The 20,334-nt window shown below is 40.4% G+C and carries 18 protein-coding genes and 1 other annotated feature; of the genes, 17 read left to right on the top strand and 1 reads right to left on the bottom strand.

Features of this window, described 5'->3' with window-relative positions; translation table 11 throughout:
- Positions 1–11: 11 nt before the first annotated feature.
- The 17 genes from VTHSUH11_RS02730 to VTHSUH11_RS02650 all read left to right on the top strand — a co-directional run bounded on the left by VTHSUH11_RS02730 (position 12) and on the right by VTHSUH11_RS02650 (position 18,597).
- Positions 12–1,913: a nickel-dependent hydrogenase large subunit gene (locus tag VTHSUH11_RS02730; protein ID WP_105092568.1), complete on the top strand. Its 1,902-nt coding sequence runs from the start codon at positions 12–14 to the stop codon at positions 1,911–1,913.
- Between the two features lie 14 nt (positions 1,914–1,927).
- Entirely contained in the window at positions 1,928–2,737 is an 810-nt protein-coding gene (gene cybH / locus VTHSUH11_RS02725; protein WP_059363349.1) for a Ni/Fe-hydrogenase, b-type cytochrome subunit, read from the top strand.
- Positions 2,730–3,305 carry a HyaD/HybD family hydrogenase maturation endopeptidase gene (locus VTHSUH11_RS02720; RefSeq protein WP_105092567.1) on the top strand — a complete coding sequence of 192 codons (576 nt, stop codon included), beginning with the start codon at positions 2,730–2,732 and terminating at the stop codon, positions 3,303–3,305. The genes cybH and VTHSUH11_RS02720 overlap by 8 nt, the downstream gene beginning before the upstream one ends.
- 68 nt (positions 3,306–3,373) lie before the next feature.
- Complete coding sequence (locus VTHSUH11_RS02715; RefSeq protein WP_059363338.1) at positions 3,374–3,751, top strand: hydrogenase expression/formation C-terminal domain-containing protein; 378 nt, start codon at positions 3,374–3,376, stop codon at positions 3,749–3,751.
- Positions 3,752–3,997: 246 nt separating this feature from the next.
- Entirely contained in the window at positions 3,998–5,008 is a 1,011-nt protein-coding gene (locus VTHSUH11_RS02710; RefSeq protein WP_059363332.1) for a glycosyltransferase family 2 protein, read from the top strand.
- Between the two features lie 84 nt (positions 5,009–5,092).
- Positions 5,093–5,887 (top strand): C40 family peptidase, encoded by a 795-nt coding sequence (locus tag VTHSUH11_RS02705; protein WP_059363327.1) that lies wholly within the window; start codon positions 5,093–5,095, stop codon positions 5,885–5,887.
- A gap of 278 nt (positions 5,888–6,165) precedes the next feature.
- Complete coding sequence (alaS, locus tag VTHSUH11_RS02700) at positions 6,166–8,784, top strand: alanine--tRNA ligase (protein ID WP_105092566.1); 2,619 nt, start codon at positions 6,166–6,168, stop codon at positions 8,782–8,784.
- A gap of 96 nt (positions 8,785–8,880) precedes the next feature.
- Positions 8,881–9,141: an IreB family regulatory phosphoprotein gene (locus VTHSUH11_RS02695; protein WP_059363319.1), complete on the top strand. Its 261-nt coding sequence runs from the start codon at positions 8,881–8,883 to the stop codon at positions 9,139–9,141.
- Positions 9,141–9,563: a Holliday junction resolvase RuvX gene (gene ruvX / locus VTHSUH11_RS02690; RefSeq protein WP_105092565.1), complete on the top strand. Its 423-nt coding sequence runs from the start codon at positions 9,141–9,143 to the stop codon at positions 9,561–9,563. The genes VTHSUH11_RS02695 and ruvX overlap by 1 nt, the downstream gene beginning before the upstream one ends.
- Positions 9,564–9,616: 53 nt before the next feature.
- The gene (locus VTHSUH11_RS02685) at positions 9,617–9,907 is read left to right on the top strand and encodes a DUF1292 domain-containing protein (RefSeq protein WP_059363315.1); all 291 of its coding nucleotides are present in this window, start codon (positions 9,617–9,619) and stop codon (positions 9,905–9,907) included.
- A gap of 128 nt (positions 9,908–10,035) precedes the next feature.
- A complete protein-coding gene (mltG, locus tag VTHSUH11_RS02680) occupies positions 10,036–11,463 on the top strand; it encodes an endolytic transglycosylase MltG (RefSeq protein WP_105092564.1) in 1,428 nt (475 codons plus the stop codon).
- 107 nt (positions 11,464–11,570) lie between these two features.
- A complete protein-coding gene (locus VTHSUH11_RS02675; protein WP_105092563.1) occupies positions 11,571–12,176 on the top strand; it encodes an O-methyltransferase in 606 nt (201 codons plus the stop codon).
- Positions 12,176–13,417 carry a peptidase U32 family protein gene (locus VTHSUH11_RS02670; RefSeq protein ID WP_105092562.1) on the top strand — a complete coding sequence of 414 codons (1,242 nt, stop codon included), beginning with the start codon at positions 12,176–12,178 and terminating at the stop codon, positions 13,415–13,417. Before VTHSUH11_RS02675 ends, VTHSUH11_RS02670 begins: the two co-directional genes overlap by 1 nt.
- Before the next feature lies 1 nt (position 13,418).
- On the top strand, positions 13,419–13,748 hold the full coding sequence (locus VTHSUH11_RS02665; protein WP_105092561.1) for a DUF4911 domain-containing protein: 330 nt from the start codon (positions 13,419–13,421) through the stop codon (positions 13,746–13,748).
- A 39-nt stretch (positions 13,749–13,787) separates the two neighbouring features.
- Entirely contained in the window at positions 13,788–14,780 is a 993-nt protein-coding gene (locus VTHSUH11_RS02660) for a hypothetical protein (RefSeq protein ID WP_059363309.1), read from the top strand.
- A 179-nt stretch (positions 14,781–14,959) separates the two neighbouring features.
- Positions 14,960–15,191, top strand: a binding site (T-box leader).
- Between the two features lie 73 nt (positions 15,192–15,264).
- Positions 15,265–17,175 carry a threonine--tRNA ligase gene (thrS, locus tag VTHSUH11_RS02655; RefSeq protein ID WP_105092560.1) on the top strand — a complete coding sequence of 637 codons (1,911 nt, stop codon included), beginning with the start codon at positions 15,265–15,267 and terminating at the stop codon, positions 17,173–17,175.
- Between the two features lie 216 nt (positions 17,176–17,391).
- Positions 17,392–18,597: an MFS transporter gene (locus VTHSUH11_RS02650; RefSeq protein WP_059363305.1), complete on the top strand. Its 1,206-nt coding sequence runs from the start codon at positions 17,392–17,394 to the stop codon at positions 18,595–18,597.
- A 76-nt stretch (positions 18,598–18,673) separates the two neighbouring features.
- Here VTHSUH11_RS02650 and VTHSUH11_RS02645 read toward each other — a convergent pair whose 3' ends face one another.
- Positions 18,674–20,194 carry a DASS family sodium-coupled anion symporter gene (locus VTHSUH11_RS02645; RefSeq protein ID WP_105092559.1) on the bottom strand — a complete coding sequence of 507 codons (1,521 nt, stop codon included), beginning with the start codon at positions 20,192–20,194 and terminating at the stop codon, positions 18,674–18,676.
- Positions 20,195–20,334 lie beyond the last annotated feature (140 nt).

The raw sequence follows: 20,334 nt of genomic DNA, 5'->3' as shown, positions 1-20,334 counted from the left end.
GGAGGTCGCTAATGAAACGCGTAGTAGTAGATCCGATTTCCCGTATTGAAGGTCATTTACGGGTAGAAATAAAAGTTGATGAAGCAAGTGGTAAAGTAGAGGACGCATTATCCTCTGGTACTGCTTGGCGTGGTATTGAGCTCGTTGCAAAGGACCGCGACCCTCGCGACCTTTGGGCTTTTGTACAACGTATTTGTGGCGTATGTACTACAACACATGCACTAGCGTCTTTGCGTGCTGTAGAAGATGCGTTGGGTATTACCATACCTAGAAATGCAAACTACATTCGTAATATCATGCACAGCTGCTTAGATGTACATGACCATATTGTACATTTCTATCACTTGCATGCGCTTGACTGGGTGAGCCCTGTAGCTGCTCTCAGTGCTGATCCAGCAAAAACAGCTCAATTACAAAATGATGTATTAGCAACCTACAATGTAAGTGGTTTAGCACCTGCTGAAACAGCATCCAAGGATTCTGCATATCCTAAAGAATTCCCTAAGGCTACCACTGCATACTTTACAGCGGTACAACAAAAGGTTAAGAAAATCGTTGAGTCTGGCCAATTGGGGATTTTCTCCGCCCAATGGTGGGATCACCCTGATTATAATTTGTTGCCACCAGAGGTTCATTTAATGGCTGTATCCCATTACTTGAATATTCTTGACCGTCAACGTGACATCGTAATTCCTCACGTTGTATTCGGTGGTAAAAACCCTCATCCACATTACATCATTGGTGGCATGCCATGTTCCATTTCTATGAATGACATGAATGCACCTATTAATACACAACGTCTTGCTGCAGTAGAGCAATCTATTGCATTGGCTAAAGATTTAGTAGACAACTTCTATGTACCAGACTTATTAGCAATTGGTAAGATGTACGTTGAAAAAGGCATGATCGATGGTGGTGGCCTTGCGAAAAAACGCGTTATGTCTTATGGTGACTATCCTGATGAGTCTTATACAGGCATTTCTGATGGCGATTACCACAAAAAATGTATCGTTCGCTCTAATGGTGTTGTAGAGAACTTTGCCCTTGGCGTAGATAAAGCAACATTTATTCCGTTAGAAGGTAAGGATTTCATGGATCCACAATACCTTAGCGAAGAGGTTGATCATTCCTGGTTTACGTATCCAAATGGTACAAGCACACTTCATCCCATTGATGGTGTGACTGAACCAAAATTCACAGGCCCTAAATCTGGTACAAAAGAAAAATGGGAATTCCTTGATGAAGATAAAAAATACTCTTGGATTAAATCTCCGACTTTCAAAGGTAAAACTGCAGAGGTCGGCCCATTAGCAAAATACATTGTAGTCTATACAAAGGTAAAACAGGGTATCATTAAAGACCCAACTTGGGCAGAAGCGATGATTGTTCGCCAAATCGATACAGTATCTCAAGTATTGGGTGTACCAGCTCATGTGTGGATGACAACAATGGTTGGTCGTACAGCATGTCGTGGCCTTGATGCACAAGTGGCAGCAAATATTAGCCAATATTTCTATAATAAACTTGTTACTAATATTAAAAATGGTGATACTGCCGTTGCGGATATGACTAAATTTGAACCTAACACATGGTCTAAAGATGCAAAAGGTGTTGGTCTTGTAGATGCACCTCGCGGTGGTTTGGGACACTGGATTCACATCAAAGATGGTCGTTCTGCAAACTATCAATGTATCGTACCATCCACGTGGAATGCATGTCCTAAGACAGTTGCCAATGAACATGGCGCATACGAAGATTCCATGATTGATACACATGTTAAAATTGCGGATAAACCACTTGAAATCTTGAAGGTAATTCACTCCTTCGACCCATGTCTCGCATGTGCAACCCATTTATACAATAAAAAAGGCGAAAAGATTGTTTCCGTCAATACCGATGCATTGTGTAAATAAAGGGTGGTGGGCTTATGTTAATACATACTGACAAAAAAGCGTATGTCGTATTTAGTTTATGGCTGCGTATATTCCACTGGACTATGGTGCTTAGCGTAACTGCATTGTTCTGGACTGGTCTATATATCGGTGACCCAGGCTTTGCGGCGATTACAGGAAATCCTGAACCAACCTTTGCAATAGATGGTTGGTTCTCTATGGAGACTATGCGCCGTATTCACTTCACTGCTGGAGCTATTTTAACATTCTCCTTTATCTTCCGTGTGGCGGGTGGTTTCTATAATCGCGGCGATAGATTATTACCTAAATTCCGTCAAAAACGATATTGGTACGGTCTTCGAGAAACTACATTGCACTATTTGATGATTCCTCAAAAACATGAACATCACTGGCTTCGTAACTCCTTGGCGAGAACAGCGTATTTGATGGTGTATATCATGTTCTTCTTTGAAATCATCACCGGTATTACAATGTATTCCATGATTAATCCAAATGGTATTTTAGGTTCTATATTTGCACCATTGGTTACAATGTTCGGTGGTGAATATAAGGTTCATTTAATCCATCACTATATTGCATGGGGATTCTTGTTCTTTACTATCGTTCACGTATACATGGCATTCCGAGAAGACGTTATGGAAGAATCTGGCGAAGTATCTGCCATGGTTTCTGGCATGAAGTATTATGCTCATGATCCAATTGATTTAGAGGACCTCAATGGTAAACGCCGGCGTGGTGAACGTATCGAAAAACCATCTGGCACAACATATCGTCCAAGCAATCCTGACGATCCAAGAGAAAGAGAATTACAAGAAGATGATTGATACAAGTACTGAAAACATCAGTGGCTTGAAAGAATACGCGGGCTCTGAGAGCCCGCGTATTGATTTACAAGCCATTTATGATGATTATGATAACTCCATAGTGGTTCTAGGGGTAGGAAATATCTTACTTACCGATGAGGGCCTTGGCGTTCATGTCGTAGAAGATTTAAAAGCTAATTATACTTTCACGCCTCAAGTCACCTTGATTGATGGTGGTACGATGGGCATGGAACTGCTGACCTATATGAGGGGCATGAAAAAAATTCTATTAATCGATGCTATCAATGGTGGAAAAAATCCTGGGACTGTATATGAATTTCCACATCGGGAATTGGAACAATATTTTACGGACCATATTTCCGTTCACGAAGTAGGTATGCAGGATATATTGCGTATTCGTGCCATTCAGGAAAATCCTTTAGAGGATGCTATCGTCATTGGCGTAGAGCCAGAATCCTTAGAAATTGGATTTGAACCCAGTGCAGCTGTGCAACAGGCCTTACCAGAGGTGAAGGCTCGTGTGCTTTCTGTGCTTCGCGGCTGGGGCATACAAATAGAACCTAAATAAAATCTGATAGATAAACGTATTTATAGATTAAATAAGTTAAAAAATACTAACAAGAGAGGAGGGATGGCATGATAGAGAATTATAATAATGTGCGTGCTATATTGAATGAATTACGTCAAGCATTAAAGCAATTACGTGAAACAGGTGAAACTTATTCCATATATATTGAGAAAACCGGTCTTACTGAAGAAGAACAGGTAGAGGTACTAGAAACATTAGGTCGTGGACATATTACGATTAACTTTAATGAAACAGACCAACCAGTAGAGTGGTACGAGTCCCAGTTTTCTGGAATTTGGATTGGTACCTACAAAAATGGCCGTGATGACTCAATTCTTCACACTGTAGAAGTATCTCGGTACCCTGAGGTTGTAGGAGCATATGATGAGGATATCATAACTGCGGAAGAGGATCTTACTACATGGATTGATGCGGCAGGGCTATAAAATCAGGGTTTAACACCTATTTATATAGTATGTATAAAACTGTATAAATATAACTTTTTAATAAATATATGTATTATTGATAAGCTGTCATAATGACAAATAAAAATGAAGAGAATAAACCTCAAAATTCAATAAAACAGCTTATTTACTGGATTTATGGGGTTCATCTTCGCTATTGTTAACCTTTTGGATTTGCCTATATTGACTATTTGACTGTAAAATATAAAGGTAATCGACGGAGGATATATGTTAATTTCAATTGTTGTGCCTGTATATAATGAAGAAGAAAATATAGCTATTTTTTACAATGCCGTAACAAAGGTTATGTCAGGCCTATCATATGAATATGAACTTATCTATGTTGATGATGGATCTACAGATTCATCGGTCGTTATTTTGCGAGAAATTGCAAAATTAGATGCTCGTGTTAAAGTCGTTTTATTAGCGCGAAACTTTGGACATCAAACTGCATTGACTTGTGGTCTTGATTACGCCAAAGGGGATGCAGTAATTACGATGGACGGTGATATGCAACATCCACCAGCATTAATTCCAGAACTCATACGGTTGTGGGAGAATGGGTATGATGTAGTGCGCACCATTCGAGACTCTACAGAGGATGCCAGCTGGGCAAAATCCTTTACTTCTAAATATTATTATAAGCTGATGAATAAAATGGCAGATGTTCCCATCGTAGAAGGGGGATCTGATTTCCGTTTAATGAATCGTAAGTCGCTAGAAACATTGAAACATTTCCGTGAACATGGACGTTTCTTGCGTGGTATCGTGGGGGCCCTTGGTTATCGCCAAGCAGAACTTCACTTTGTAGCGCCACCTCGCTTTGCAGGGGTTTCGAAATTCAGTGTACGTAAAATGATTCGCTTTGCTCTTGATGGGGTTACAGCGTTTTCTCGTGTACCATTGCGTGCGGCTTTGTACGTAGGTGTATTATGTGGTGGCTTGAGTTTTCTCTTGATTCTACATTTACTCTATGTGTACTTAACGGGGCAAGCATTAAATGGGTGGACCACCTTGGGCGTGTCCATATTGTTTATCGGCGGAATCCAATTAGTAGGACTTGGTATCATTGGTGAATACGTAGGGCGCGTATTCGAAGAGGTAAAACAACGTCCTTTATATTGGGTGAAAGCTGCTATAAATTTTGATGGTGAAAATCCAGAAATAGCTTATGAACCATCAAAAGCTGATGTATTTATAGCCAATCAAGTACCTGGCCCTGAAGAAAATAAAGACTAGCTGTATTTGTTGGATATGCAAATAATGAGACGGTTAGTATATTTTGAATAAATAAACTCACTTTAAAGTATAGGAAGGCAGAATATGAAGTCAAAATATAGTAAGAGTAAAATTGCGGCATTAACATTAACGTTTGTGTGCGCTACCACTGCGATGGCAAGTGCCACAACATTACAATATGGTGATAAAGGTAAAAACGTAATTGCTGTACAACAACAATTAATTAAACACGGTTACAATGCAACCGATAAAAATGGTGTGTATGGTAAGGAAACAAAATGGGCTGTACGCCTGTTCCAACAAGATCGTGGTTTACCTGTAGATGGTATTATTGGACCAGCAACGTACAATGCGTTGATGGGTGCTCCTCGTACAACTAAGGCAGTATTGTCTAATAATGCAGCTACAAAAGCAGTAGCAACAAAATCTGCTTTCACAAATCAAAATGCACAATCTAAACGTCTTGCAGGCCAAAACGTTAAATTGAATAACTTGAAAAAGGTGCAAACACCAAGCAACATTCACGCTATTTTAGCGGAAGCTGACAAATATCGTGGCGTTCCTTATGTGTTTGGCGGTACTACACCTAGCGGTTTCGACTGCTCCGGTTATGTTAAATACGTATTCGCGAAACAAGGCATTGCTTTACCACGTCTAGCGGATGAGCAATACAATGTAGGTACATCTGTATCTCGTGCAAACCTTAAGGCTGGGGACCTTGTATTCTTTGAAACATATGAACCAGGTCCGTCTCATTCCGGCATTTACATCGGCAATGGTCAATTTATCAGTGCTACATCCAGTCGTGGCGTAGCAGTTGCTGATCTTGACACAGGCTATTGGGGTGAACGTTATATCGGCGCTAAACGCGTTATGTAATATCCTGGTATTCCCACAATGGAATCCATTGGCGAACTATATAAGCCATAAGAGGGGTTATACGAATCAATTAAGTTTTGTTGATTTGTATAACCTCTTTTCTGTATGTTATATTGCTAATTATCTATATGTATCTCTATATCTATCTTAACTATAATCGTAAAGAATATTCATGGCTAATGATAGTCAATTATATAAGGATAAATAGAGGTTATAATAGATTTTCTCTGTATTTTACGTTATAATTAAGAGTAAATTATTTTAGGAGGAATATACACATGAAAGGTAATGAACTGCGTCAAGCATACTTGCAGTTTTTTGAAAGCAAAGGACATTTAAAATTAGAAAGTTTTTCTCTTATCCCAGAAAACGATCCGTCTCTATTATTGATTGGGGCAGGTATGGCGCCATTAAAGCCTTTCTTTACAGGTAAATTGGTACCTCCTTGTCGTCGTATTACAACAAGTCAAAAAAGTATGCGTACTGGTGATCTTGAAAATGTAGGTCGCACAGCACGTCACCATACATTCTTTGAAATGCTTGGTAACTTCTCCTTTGGTGATTACTTTAAAAAAGAAGCGATTCACTGGGCATGGGAGTTCTTAACAGAGGTTATTAAGCTCGACAAAAACAGATTATATGTTACGGTATATCCAGATGATCAAGAGGCATATGATACATGGCATAACGATTGTGGCGTAGAAGAAAGCCACATTTCCCGCTTAGAAGACAACTTCTGGGAAATCGGTGAAGGTCCATGTGGTCCAGATAGTGAAATTTTCTTCGACCAAGGCCCTGAACATGGCTGTGACGATCCTAACTGTGCACCAGGCTGCGATTGCGATCGATACCTTGAAATCTGGAATCTTGTGTTCACGCAATTCAATAAAATGCCAGATGGCACATATGAGCCATTGCAACATAAAAACATCGATACAGGCGCTGGCCTTGAACGATTGGCTTCTGTATTGCAAGGCTGCAAAACAAACTTTGAAACAGATTTGATTTATCCAATCATCGAAGCTACCGCAAAACGTGCTGGTGTTACATATAACGAAAACCCAAATACAGATGTATCTTTGAAGGTTATCGCTGACCATGCTCGTGCTGTAACAGCATTGATTTCCGATGGTGTATTACCATCCAATGAAGGTCGTGGCTACGTATTGCGCCGTATCTTACGTCGTGCCGTGCGTCATGGTCGTTTGCTTGGCATCGACGGTATCTTCTTAACACCGCTTGTTGATGTAGTTGTAGAAATCCTTGGCCCTGGCATTAAATCCATTGCAGAAAAACAAGATTTTGTAAAACGTGTAGTTCAAAACGAAGAAGAACGTTTCAACCAAACATTGGAACAAGGTCTTGAGTTGTTGAATTCCTTAATCGATACATTAGCTGCTGAAAAAGCGACTGTACTTCCTGGTTCTGAAGTATTCAAATTATATGATACATATGGATTCCCTTGGGAATTGACAGAGGAAATCGCCGGTGAACGTGGTTTCACAATCGACCATGAAGGCTTTGAAGCTGCCATGAAAGAACAACGTGAACGCGCTCGTGAAGCACGTGTAAAAGAAGATGCAAAGGTAGCAACACCAGATATTACATTCTTAAAAGATGAAGAACTTCTTGAAGATGAAGCTATTAAAGCATCCTCTGTATTGATGATTGGTAAAGGTTCTGAACGCTTACAAACAGCTGCTGATGGCGATGAAATTACTGTAATTGTTCGCACTACTCCATTCCATGCAGAAGGGGGCGGTCAATTAGGCGATACTGGCTTTATCGTTGGTCCAATGGGCAAGGTAGAGGTTCATAATACAAAACGTTTACCAGAAGGTACTGTATACCACATCGGTACTGTTATAGAGGGTTCTATCTCAGAAGGTGATGATGTAGAACTAGAGGTGGATACAAACCGTCGTTCTGCGATGGCTCGTAACCATACAGCAACACATTTATTGCATGCTGCACTCAAACAAATTCTAGGTGACCATGTAAACCAAGCTGGTTCCTTAGTAACTCCAGATTACTTGCGTTTTGACTTCACTCATTTCTCCCCTGTAACACAAGAGGAACTTAATCAAATCGAAGCCCTTGTAAATGAAGAAATCCTTAAAGCAACTGACCTTGCGATTGCTGAAATGTCCATGGACGAAGCAAAAGCAAAAGGTGCTATGGCACTCTTTGGCGATAAATACGGTGATGTAGTTCGCGTAGTAGAGGTTCCAGGTTTCTCTGTTGAATTGTGCGGTGGTTCTCACGTAGGTAATACAGCATTCGTTGGTTCCTTCCGCTTAACATCTGAAGCTGGCATCGGTTCTGGCGTACGCCGTATCGAAGCTATCACTGGCCGTGCAGCTCTAGATGCAGCTAAACAAGATCGCTTGACTATCGAACGCATGGCAGGGGAACTTAAAACGAAAGCGCCTCAAGTAGAAGAACGTTTACACCAAGTATTGGCAGATGCTAAAGAAACAGCTAAAGAATTAGACCAAATCCGCAAGGAAATCTCTGCTGCTGGTGCTGCTGATATCGTAGCTGGTAAGGTTATGATTGGTGATGTGGCATTTGTTGCTGCTTCTGTGAAAGCGTCTTCTATCGATGAATTGCGTGACTTTGCAGATATGGGCCTCGATAAATTGGACGGTTCTGGCGTAGTCCTAGTAGGTGCTGCTATGGGCGATGACAAGGTAAACTTTGTATGTAAAGTTTCCAAAGATGTTGTCGGTAAAGGCGTAAAAGCAGGTAATATCGTTAAAGCGGCAGCTCAAGTAGCTGGTGGTAATGGCGGCGGCCGTCCAGATATGGCACAAGCAGGTGGTAAAGAACCAGCTAAATTGATGGATGCTTTAAAAGCGGCTGGTGATGCTGTTAAGGAAGCTCTTAACGCATAAATAATGGGGTATAATAGCAGTATATGCTATAATAGATACACGAATATACATATGAGGGTCACTATAGTGGCCCATTCATACCAAGGAGGGATACCCATGAACGTTTCAGATGAAACTATGTTATTCCGTAAAGTAGACGATGAACCGATGACGGCCGAAGAGGTGTTGACTCGCGTTTATAAATCTATTCAAGAAAAAGGATATAATCCAATTAATCAAATCTTAGGCTATTTAATCTCTGGGGATCCAGCGTACATTACAAGCTATAATAATGCGCGTAGTGATATTCGCCGTTTAGAGCGGGATGATTTAATCGAAGAATTATTAAAAGAATACGCAAAGGCTAAACAACTATAATGAGAATTATGGCATTAGATGTGGGCAGTCGTACCATTGGTATCGCATGTAGCGACGCATTGTTGATGACTGCACAAGGCATTGAAACGATTCGCCGTACATCCTTAGAAAATGATTTTAAGCGACTAAGCGAATTGATTTCAGAATACGAAGTGCATGAACTTGTTGTAGGCATGCCTAAAAACATGAATGGCACAAAAGGTGAACGAGCTGAAAAGACCGAGGAATTTGTTGAAAAAATGAAAGAGGTCATCGATTTACCGATTACCTTTTGGGATGAACGTTTATCTACCGTAATGGCAGAACGCCAGCTCATCGCAGCCGATGTGAGCCGTAAAAAACGGAAGGACGTTATCGACAAGATGGCAGCTGTCGTTATTTTACAAGGCTATTTGGACCGATTACAATTTAGTAAATCCTAATTGTAACGAACACAAAAAGTCCTTGTGTATAAACTATAAAGGAGGGAATTCCCATGGTTGATCAAAATTATGAAGGCGAAATTTTCTATCTTGAATTTGAAGATGAAGATGGTAACAAACAATATTTCACTGAAGATGTTATCTTAAATCACGAAGGTCAAGAATACGCTGTACTCGTTCATGTACAAGATGAAGAACATGAAGGTCAAGATGATACATATATGATTTTGGCTCGCATCGAAACAAATGATGAAGGCGTAGAAGAATACGTTCCTTTAGATGAAGATGATGAAAACTTCGAAGCATTAGTAAACCTATACGAATCAATGGGTGAAGAAGAATAATACTAAGGCCCTGATATAGCAAATGTTATATCAGGGCTTTTTTATGTAAAAGAATAGATACATCGAAAGGCTTTAATATGGTATAATAAGATGATTTACAATAGTTTGTAATAGAAAGGAACTCATCCATGAGAAAAGCCTTAAAATATGTTTCCGTAGGTATTCTTAGCCTTGCCATTTTAGGTGGAGGTGCCTTAGGTGCAACTTATTTCGTACCTAACACATTTTCTAATGATGGTGGCTCGCAAGTCCTAGTGATAGGCAAGAATGCAACAGGAACAGAAATTGCCGATATGCTCTATGAACATGGGCTTATTCGTTCTACACAGGTCTTTAAATTATGGTTAGCTCTTAGTGGGACAGGTTCAAAATTGCAATCTGGTCATTATCAGATTCCAAATAAGGTATCTGTCCATGAATTAATAAACTTATTACAAGAAGGCCATGTAGAGTCTATTAAATTGACAATTCCAGAAGGCTATACAGTAGGGGATATTGCTATCGCTCTAGAAAAAGCCCAAATTATGAAGGCTTCCGAATTCTTAGCAGAGGCAAAAACCTTTACTCCTTACCCTTATATGAAAGGCACTAAACCGACAACATATCCTGTAGAAGGATTCTTATTCCCAAGCACTTATGAGATTCCTGTAGGTGCTACGGCGAAAGATGTCATTATGATGATGGCTGATGAAATGAATCGCTATTTAACGCCAGCTGTAAAAAAGCAAATTCAAGCGCAACACATGAGTATTCATGACTTTGTAACCTTGGCATCTATCGTTGAACGTGAATCTTTATTTGATGCAGATCGCCCAACTATTGCAGGGGTCTTTAAAAAGCGTTTAGCCCACGGCATTCCATTACAGTCTGATGCAACAATCTCTTATGTACTTGGTTATGCAAAAGAAAATGTATCGATTGGCGATACGCAATTACAAAGTCCTTATAATACATATGTAAGTAAAGGTTTACCGCCAGGACCTATTGCAAATCCTGGTAAAAAATCCTTAGATGCGGTATTGTACTCTGAAAATACGGAGTATCTATACTTTGTAGCTGACAAGGAAGGGCATAATCACTTTTCCAAGACTTATGCTGAACATCTAGCAGCTATTGAAAAAATCTATGGTGGGGATCAAGCTACTACATCATCCTCTGATCAAGGACAAGCTCCTGTATTGGCACAGGCTGGGCCTAACTATGACGTGGCGGCTACGTCTGAGCCAGACTATAACTATAGCCCTGTAGAGGCTGTAGAGGCGGATGCTAAATATGTTGATGTAGAACCAACAAATACATATAAACCATCTACAGTACCGTCAACAACACAAGTAACACCTACGCCAGCTGCCGTTCCTACACCAGAACAACAACCGGCGACAACATCTACAGATAGTCAAATACCACCTAGTATGCAACAGGTAGTACCTCAACAATCTGTACCTGTTCAATCTGCGCCAGCAGTAGAGGAACCTCGTATTGTGAGACCTAGTACAACCCCTAGCACACAAACGTTACCAAGTACAGGTAATACACAGGGCGGTGTTGATAGATAGTGTATCTATATCATTACATTAATTCTTATGTCATATACGTGCAGCCTTTTGCGCGTATATGATTACTTTCACAGTTATATATGTACTAGGAATTTATAATATATTTTATGGAATTAAATGAAATACTAAATGAGCAGCGTATTTACGCGATGATTAATAATGTGCCCATCCTTCGGGAATCTGAGGTGCATTTATTTGAAGAATTGGTTGGATTATACAGGCCCACCTCTGTGTTGGAGGTGGGCACCGCCATTGGTTACTCAACATTACTGATGGCACCCCTTATTGAGCAAGGCGGACGGATTACGTCTATCGAACTTGATGAGGTACGTTACGAAATGGCGAAATATTATATCGGTCAATCTGATTATAAGGATCAAATCACATTGATTAAGGGGGATGCGAAGGACGTATTAACTAAGATTAAAGGGGAATACGATCTCGTGTTTTTAGATGGTCCTAAGGGGCAATACCTAAGTCAACTAGAGGTGATTTTACCTCATGTGAAAGAAGGGGGCGTCATCCTCGCAGATAATGTTCTGTTTAGAGGTTATGTACGAGGCGATAAAGAGGCTCCACATCGCTTTAAAACGATTGTTAAACGATTACAATCATATTTGGCATATGTAGAAAATAAAGAATTATTTAACACCACCATTTACCCTATGGGGGATGGTATGAGTGTGAGTGTGTGGAAAGGACACAACAAATAATGGCAGATCATTTTATGGAATTACTTTGTCCGGCAGGTAATATGGACAAGCTAAAAATGGCCATTCGCTATGGTGCGGATGCCGTTTATTGTGCAGGTAAACGATTTGGCTTGCGCGCTGGTAACTCCAATTTTTCCGACGAAGAATTGAAGGAGGCCGTTCAATTTGTGCATGAACATGGTAAAAAAATCCATGTTACATGTAATATCATCCCTCATAATGAAGATTTTGAGGGCCTTGAGGATTATTTGAAGTTTCTTGAAAGTATCGGTGTAGACGCGATTATTGTGGCTGACATGGGTATCTTTAGCTTGGCTAAACGAGTGGCTCCAGGTCTTGAGCTTCATGTAAGTACACAAGCATCTACTACGAACTGGCATACGGTACAAATGTGGAAGGAGCTTGGTGCAGCACGCGTTGTAGCAGCTCGTGAAGTATCTGTAGCAGACCTTAAAGAGATGAAGAAGAATGTAGACATTGAAATCGAATCTTTCGTACATGGCTCTATGTGTATTTCTTACTCTGGTCGTTGCCTTTTGTCTAACTATATGACAGGTACACGCGATGCTAACCGCGGTCAATGTTCTCAATCTTGCCGCTGGAAATATAGTATTGTAGAATCCAATCGTCCTGGTGAATACTATCCAATCGAGGAAGATGAACATGGTACATACATCTTTAACTCCAAAGATTTGTGCCTCATCCATCGCATTCCTGAATTATACGAAGCAGGCATCGATAGTCTTAAGGTAGAGGGCCGTATGAAATCTGTTCACTATTGTGCAACGGTGGCTAAGGTATACCGCACGGCTATCGATACATACTTGAAAGAGCGTGAAAATTGGTACGTTCGTCCTGAATGGATTGCTGAGTTAGAAAAAATTTCTCATCGTCCTTACACAGATGGTTTTGCTGATGGCCGTCCTGATGAAAGTGCTCAAAACTACGGCAAATCTACGAATACCCAAACACATGACTTCATTGGTCTAGTTCTTGGTTATAACGACGAAGAAAAATATGTTGACCTTGAACAACGTAATAACTTTAAGGTTGGTGATAAGGTAGAATTCTGCCAACCTAAGGGTGACCTTATAGAAGCGGTTATTGAAAAAATGACAGACGAAGATGGTAATCCTATCGACGTAGCACCTCATGCACAAATGAAGGTTCGCTTGTACATGGATACAAAATTAGAACCGTATTCCATGATGCGCCGCGAGTGCAAGGTGAAAGAAGACTAATATGGTGGAGTCACATACCATTGATATGACCGCTTGTAATGAAGAGGCCTATAGAACTTCTAATGAAGTGCCTTTAGTAGCATCTCGCTCGTTACAAGGCTTTCCAGAACCAACTGTTTATACAGGGACAGGGGAGGAATCCTATTTGTACTTTCACATCGATCCGAAACATACAAATTATGTCAATCGAATCTTAGAAGGCTATGAATATGTAGGTGTCATGACTACTGTCGATACAGCTGGACGCTGTATGCTTAGATGTACACCTGACACACGAGAACTGGCTATTGATATTCTATCGAGCCTGCCTATAGTTACTTTAGTATGCTAAACGTAGCGTAGAGAATTATCCGAATCTAGGAGAATAATAATGAAATGTAATGTATTAAAACGCGCATTGGTATTAACTGCTCTTGGGGCATCCATGGCAACAGCTGCTTTTGCAGCGCCAACTGGTCCTGTTATGATTCCACAACCAGGCACTGTTGTTATTATTAACCATAATCCAGACGTAACCTTTGCGGGCAATATCAATTTTGATGTTGAAAGCCAAGAAAACAATAACTTACGAATTGGTTCTGCTGTAGTGCCAAATGTATTATATGGTGCTGTATTCAACAAAGCAGGTGCGCCTGATACAATCGTACCAGCCCAAACCTATGTGTTCACAGGTGCTAAAGAAGTGCCTGCTGCTTTGACCTCTCCTAGTGATGAAGGTAAACCAGGTGCAGCTTGGTCCGTAGAAACCATTAAGAAAACAAAATCTGGTGACATCCAAGTGGCTAGCCGTGGCGTACCTGAAAAACCATTGGGTGTACAAATGGAAATCATTAAAGATACTTTTACAATGGGTGCTATCGATAACAGTAAGACTGTGTTAGGTGAAAATAGCAAAGGCACATTGTACATGACTGTTCCTAAAGAATTAAAGTTGAATCCTAGCACCGATATTCCGGCCGATGTGCGTGAAACAATGCCCGCTATGCTCCGTGGCCGCATGGGTGAATCCTTGATGGTGAACCTATTGCCACTTAATGACGAAGAAAAACAACAACTTCGCAACAATCCACACAATGCAAATACAATCGTATTTAATCGTGCCATGGGTATGGCTAGCAGCATTGGAAACTCTGCTAAACAAAGCAAGGTATACACATACATGAAAGATCATTACCTCAATATGGTTATCGTTGCAAAAGACTACGATGATAATGGTGCTCGTGGTAGCGGCGTATTGATGGTATCTAAGCAAGACAACTCTGACGATGTAATGTTAATCTTGTTCAAAGGCCCAGACATTACAAATGCTAAAATTGAAAAAGTGATTGGATCCATGTTGTCCGCTCATTTTGAAAGAAAATAATGAAGTGGTAAACTAAAGTTGGACGCAGAGGGTGGGATTTTTTAACACTCTCCAGAAATACTACAGGCCTGTAATACATTTGAAGGTGCGCTGATATGGTGCTCTTTCAAGATAGTACAGGCCTGTTGTGATTTTATTGTATAGTTGAAATTTTTTAATGTCTATGATAAGATGATTGAGTAAAAGTGATGCAAAGGACATGATTCTCATATCCCTGTGTACCAGAGAGAGGCAGATGCTGGAAATGCCTTACACATATATCAGAGTTACCCCCTTTAAACTGATTTGTCGAACCTAAGTAGGCAAATACGGCCGCCACCGTTATCGGGCTTAATGAAGTGAATTACTATACATATATATTCGTATAGGTAGTTAACTAGGGTGGAACCGCGAATGATCTTCGTCCCTTGTTTTGTAGGGATAGAGGGTCTTTTTTTATTACCTAAAACCGACTATCCTAGTTTATAAATTGGAGGAAAGAAAAATGGCAGATGTAAAAATCATTTTACCTGATGGTAGTGCAAAGGAATACGCTGCCGGCACTACTCTTGGGGAAGCAGTAAAACAACTATCTAACAGCTTGGCTAAAAAAGTACTAGCTGCTAATGTAAATGGCGAATTAACAGACCTTCGCGAAGAACTCGTAGATGGTTCTGAAGTAGCGTTCTTAACATTCGAAGAAGATGGTGGCAAACATACTTTGCGCCATACAGCTTCTCATATCTTGGCACAAGCGGTTAAACGCTTATGGCCTGAAGCTAAATTGGCTATCGGTCCTGCTATCGATAAAGGTTTCTACTATGATATCGATATGGAACATACTTTAACTCCTGAAGATTTAGGCAAAATCGAAAAGGAAATGAGCCGTATTGTAAAAGAAAACTTGCCTATCACTAAATCCGTAATGTCTCGTCAAGAAGCTATTGAGTTCTTCAAATCTAAAAACGAAGACTACAAGGTAGAATTAATTGAAGATCTTCCTGAAGATGCTGTTATCTCTTGCTATGCGCAAGGCGACTTCATCGATCTTTGTGCAGGTCCTCACGTGGCATCTACTGGTAAGGTAAAAGCTTTCAAATTACAAAGCATTGCAGGTGCATACTGGCGCGGCGATGAAAAGAACAAAATGTTGCAACGTATTTACGGTACAGCATTCGAGAAAAAAGAAGAACTTGATGCATACCTTCACATGCTTGAAGAAGCGGCTAAACGCGACCATCGCAAACTTGGTAAAGAACTTGGCTTGTTCGTTATCAAAGAAGAAGGTCCTGGCTTCCCATTCTTCTTACCAAAAGGTATGGCTCTTCGCAACGAATTGGAAAACTTCTGGCGTGAAGTTCATCATGAATTTGACTATGAAGAAATTCGTACACCAATCATCTTAAATAAACAATTGTGGGAAACATCTGGTCACTGGTTCCATTACCGTGAAAATATGTATACTACAATCATCGACGAAGAAGAATATGCAATTAAGCCAATGAACTGCCCAGGCGGTATCTTGGTGTACCAAAATGAAATGCATTCCTACCGCGACTTCCCGTTGCGTTATGCTGAACTTGGTTTAGTTCACCGTCATGAATTATCCGGTGCATTACACGGCTTGTTCCGCGTACGTGCCTTTACTCAAGACGATGCTCACGTATTCATGTTGCCAGATCAAATGCAATCTGAATTGATGAAAGTCATCGAATTGTTTGACCGGATTTACAGCCAATTTGGTTTAAAATACCATGTTGAATTGTCCACTAAACCAGACAATGCAATGGGTGATGATGCAATTTGGGAAGCCGCTACAGAAGCATTGCGTAATGCGATTGAAGCCAAAGGTATTCCTTACGTAATTAACCCTGGCGATGGCGCTTTCTATGGTCCTAAACTTGATTACCATATCGAAGACTCCTTGGGCCGTACATGGCAATGTGGTACTATTCAATTAGATATGAACTTGCCTGAACGTTTCCAAATTGAATACGTTGGCGAAGATGGTCAAAAACACCGCCCTATCATGATTCACCGTGCATGCTTCGGCTCCATGGAACGTTTCATTGGTATCTTGACTGAACATTATGCAGGTGCATTCCCAACTTGGATGGCTCCTGTACAAGTTAAAATCTTGCCTATCTCTGAAAAACATGTTGAATATGCTAAAGAACTGGCAAAACAAATGCATCGCGACTATGTACGTGTAGAAGTGGATGATCGTAGCGAAAAAATTGGCTACAAAATCCGTCAAGCACAAATGGCAAAAGTTCCATACATGCTTGTGGTAGGCGATAAAGAAGTTGAAGAAGGCACTGTTAACGTTCGTAAACACGGCGGTGACGAATTAGGTTCCGTACCATTCGAAGAATTCTTCAATGCTATTAAAATTGAAATCAAAGAACGCAACTAATTGACTATTATGACTCATCCATCAATATTATTGATGGATGAGTTGTCATGTTTGAAATTGTTATGATCTAATTTCTTATATGCATCAAAATAAACAGATATAAATTTAGCCCCCATATACTAAAGCCTTTCATTAGACTTAAGTCTAGGAGTTAGTCATTTGTATAGTGGGGGCTATCTCTTTAATTGTTACCTGTGAGTAGCGAAAGGAAATGCTATGAAAGAAGTAAATTCATATGGCTGGAAAGCCGTCGTTAGTTCTTCCGTTGGTTATGCCATGGATGGTTTTGATCTCTTGATTTTAGGTTTTATGCTAACCTTGATTTCTGGAGATTTAGGCTTGACCACTGGTCAAGCAGGTTCTTTGGTGACGTGGACCTTGGTTGGTGCCGTACTTGGTGGTTTCATCTTCGGTACTTTGTCAGATAAATTTGGTCGCGTTCGCGTATTGACTTGGACTATCGTGCTATTTGCAGTATTTACTGGTCTCTGTGCTTTTGCTCAAGGGTATTGGGATCTTCTAATTTACCGTACAATAGCCGGTATTGGTTTAGGTGGTGAATTTGGTATTGGTATGGCACTCGCTGCTGAAGCTTGGCCTGCACAACATCGTGCAAAAGCGACAAGCTATGTTGCTCTTGGTTGGCAATTAGGCGTGTTGGCTGCTGCCTTGTTAACACCATTACTCATTCCTATCATTGGATGGCGTGGTATGTTTATGGTTGGCATTATTCCAGCACTAGTTGCTTGGGTATTCCGTGCGAAACTACATGAACCAGAAATCTTTGTACAAAGTAAAGAAGATAAAGAGCATTCACATACAAACTCTTTCAAGTTATTAGTAAAAGATGTAAGAACTACAAAGACATCTATTGGTGTTGCTATTTTAACATCTGTTCAAAACTTTGGGTATTACGGTATTATGATTTGGTTACCTAATTTCTTAAGTAAGCAATTAGGCTTCTCTCTTACAAAATCCGGTTTGTGGACAGCGGTTACTGTTTGTGGCATGATGGTAGGTATTTGGTTATTTGGTCGCTTAGCTGATAAAATAGGTCGTAAACCTACATTCATCCTATTCCAAGTCTGTGCTGTAGCATCTATTTTAATCTATTCTCAACTATCTGATCCAACTGCCATGCTATTTGCCGGTGCTATTTTAGGCGCCTCTGTAAATGGTATGATGGGTGGCTACGGTGCCTTGATGGCAGAAGCCTACCCAACAACTGCTCGTGCAACGGCTCAAAACGTACTATTTAATATCGGTCGTGCTGTAGGTGGTTTTAGCCCAATGGTAGTAGGCATGATTATCTCTATGTACTCCTTCCAAGTAGCAATTGCATTCCTAGCTATTATCTACGTACTTGATATTCTTGCAACCCTATTCTTAATCCCTGAACTTAAAGGTAAGGAATTAGAATAATATAGTGAATATCGAAAAGGCTCTGTCTTCTGACAGAGCCTTTTGGTTTATATATGATTGTTATGAAAGTATAGTATTATGCGATTCCAATCCAGTGCCAATATGTAAGAGCAAATACGAGCATCATTACATAGCCAATAATAGTCAATGGAATACCAGTAGTCATAAATGTTTTTACGTCGAATGTGTCTGTACCGTAAGCCACCATACCTTGTGGTGAGTTTACAGGTAGTACTAGGCCAAAGCAGATGGCGTATTGCATGAGCATTGTTACGCCTAATGGGTTAAGGCCTTCTGCGTTATGTCCCATAACGATAGAAATAACGATTGGAATCATAGCAGAGGAGAGGGCTGTAGCAGATGCAAAGCCTAGGTGAATTAGAATAAGGAATGCAGCCATAACCGCAATTAATAAGAATACGCTGGCTGTTTCAAGGGAGAATGCATTCACGAATACTTGAGCGAGCCAAGTAGCTGCTTTTGTTTTTAGTAATACGGAGCCAAGACCAATACCAGCACCAAACATAACGATGGAACCCCAATCGATATTTGGTTGAGCAAATTTCCAGTCCATAATCCCTATTTTAGGAAGGAAGAATAATGCGACAGCTACAATTGTTGTAGTTGTAGTATCGATGGAATGTAATTTACCACCTGTTGCCCATAAAGCAAGGAGCATAATGGAGATACATAATAGTTTTTTTTCATCAGTGCTCATAGGCCCGATTTCTTGGCGCATCTTAGCGAGCTGTACATCACCGCCAATGAGTTCCTTGAATTCTGGTTTAATGAAAGCTTGTGTTAAGAAGTACGTAATAATAACCATAATGATGGAGAATGGAGCCGCTGCCATGAGCCAGTCAATCCAGCTTACGGCGCCTTTCATTTGGGTTTGCATGAACCCTACCGCTACAAGGTTTTGAGCTGCCGCTGTTTGAATCATGATGTTCCAGAACGTATCTGCTTGTACAGCACCTACCATAAGGAGGGCCGCAACGCGGCTTTTACGTTCAATACCTAAGTTCTCAACAATACCAATAATAATCGGGGCTAAGCAGGCGATACGTGCTGTGGCACTCGGTACGAAGAAGGCGAGGATGAGACCAGTGATAATAACGCCTAAATAAATGCGGCTCACCTTAGTGCCTACGCTAGATAATACAAGCATCGCAATGCGGCGATCAAGTCCCGTTTTACGCATAGCTACAGAGATAAACATAGCCGCACCAACGAGGATCATGGCAGGGGACGAATAACCCGAAATAATCAATTTCAAAGCATTAGCTGTGCCCATTGCTTTGGCTGGTGCCTCTGGATTTGGTGAGAAACCTAATAGCAATGCTGTGAGTGCTGTAATCATGGTCGCACTTACAGGATAGGATACAGCCGACGTCATCCACAAGATGATGGCGAATGCGAGGACTCCAATCATGCGATGACCACCTGTAGATAATGTTTCAGGTGTTGGTACTAATAAAATAGCGCCTAGTACGATAAAGGCAAGAATAAGACCTATATTTTGCACCGTTGTGCGAGCCTTTTGAGGGGCTTGATTAGATGGTGCTTTAGGTGGGAGAGTACTATTTGTTGCACTCATAATAAAACCTCCTTAGAATATACTATAAATACAAAGAATAATAACATAAAAATAATTTATAACTACTATTATTATATAATGATATATATAAATTTGTCGATATAATAAAGAGTGTACAAGGACAAGAATTTTTGTTATAC

This window comes from Veillonella tobetsuensis (genome assembly GCF_002959935.1).
GTDB classification, from domain to species: Bacteria; Bacillota; Negativicutes; order Veillonellales; family Veillonellaceae; genus Veillonella; species Veillonella tobetsuensis.
The sequence above is the reverse complement of the archived record's forward strand: the minus strand, read 5'-3'. Positions and strand labels throughout refer to the sequence as shown.

Coding starts and splice junctions, on each gene's coding strand:
- VTHSUH11_RS02730 (WP_105092568.1), top strand. CDS start 12: ATGAAACGCGTAGTAGTAGATCCGATTTCCCGTATTGAAGGTCATTTA.
- cybH (WP_059363349.1), top strand. CDS start 1,928: ATGTTAATACATACTGACAAAAAAGCGTATGTCGTATTTAGTTTATGG.
- VTHSUH11_RS02720 (WP_105092567.1), top strand. CDS start 2,730: ATGATTGATACAAGTACTGAAAACATCAGTGGCTTGAAAGAATACGCG.
- VTHSUH11_RS02715 (WP_059363338.1), top strand. CDS start 3,374: ATGATAGAGAATTATAATAATGTGCGTGCTATATTGAATGAATTACGT.
- VTHSUH11_RS02710 (WP_059363332.1), top strand. CDS start 3,998: ATGTTAATTTCAATTGTTGTGCCTGTATATAATGAAGAAGAAAATATA.
- VTHSUH11_RS02705 (WP_059363327.1), top strand. CDS start 5,093: ATGAAGTCAAAATATAGTAAGAGTAAAATTGCGGCATTAACATTAACG.
- alaS (WP_105092566.1), top strand. CDS start 6,166: ATGAAAGGTAATGAACTGCGTCAAGCATACTTGCAGTTTTTTGAAAGC.
- VTHSUH11_RS02695 (WP_059363319.1), top strand. CDS start 8,881: ATGAACGTTTCAGATGAAACTATGTTATTCCGTAAAGTAGACGATGAA.
- ruvX (WP_105092565.1), top strand. CDS start 9,141: ATGAGAATTATGGCATTAGATGTGGGCAGTCGTACCATTGGTATCGCA.
- VTHSUH11_RS02685 (WP_059363315.1), top strand. CDS start 9,617: ATGGTTGATCAAAATTATGAAGGCGAAATTTTCTATCTTGAATTTGAA.
- mltG (WP_105092564.1), top strand. CDS start 10,036: ATGAGAAAAGCCTTAAAATATGTTTCCGTAGGTATTCTTAGCCTTGCC.
- VTHSUH11_RS02675 (WP_105092563.1), top strand. CDS start 11,571: ATGGAATTAAATGAAATACTAAATGAGCAGCGTATTTACGCGATGATT.
- VTHSUH11_RS02670 (WP_105092562.1), top strand. CDS start 12,176: ATGGCAGATCATTTTATGGAATTACTTTGTCCGGCAGGTAATATGGAC.
- VTHSUH11_RS02665 (WP_105092561.1), top strand. CDS start 13,419: ATGGTGGAGTCACATACCATTGATATGACCGCTTGTAATGAAGAGGCC.
- VTHSUH11_RS02660 (WP_059363309.1), top strand. CDS start 13,788: ATGAAATGTAATGTATTAAAACGCGCATTGGTATTAACTGCTCTTGGG.
- thrS (WP_105092560.1), top strand. CDS start 15,265: ATGGCAGATGTAAAAATCATTTTACCTGATGGTAGTGCAAAGGAATAC.
- VTHSUH11_RS02650 (WP_059363305.1), top strand. CDS start 17,392: ATGAAAGAAGTAAATTCATATGGCTGGAAAGCCGTCGTTAGTTCTTCC.
- VTHSUH11_RS02645 (WP_105092559.1), bottom strand. CDS start 20,194: ATGAGTGCAACAAATAGTACTCTCCCACCTAAAGCACCATCTAATCAA.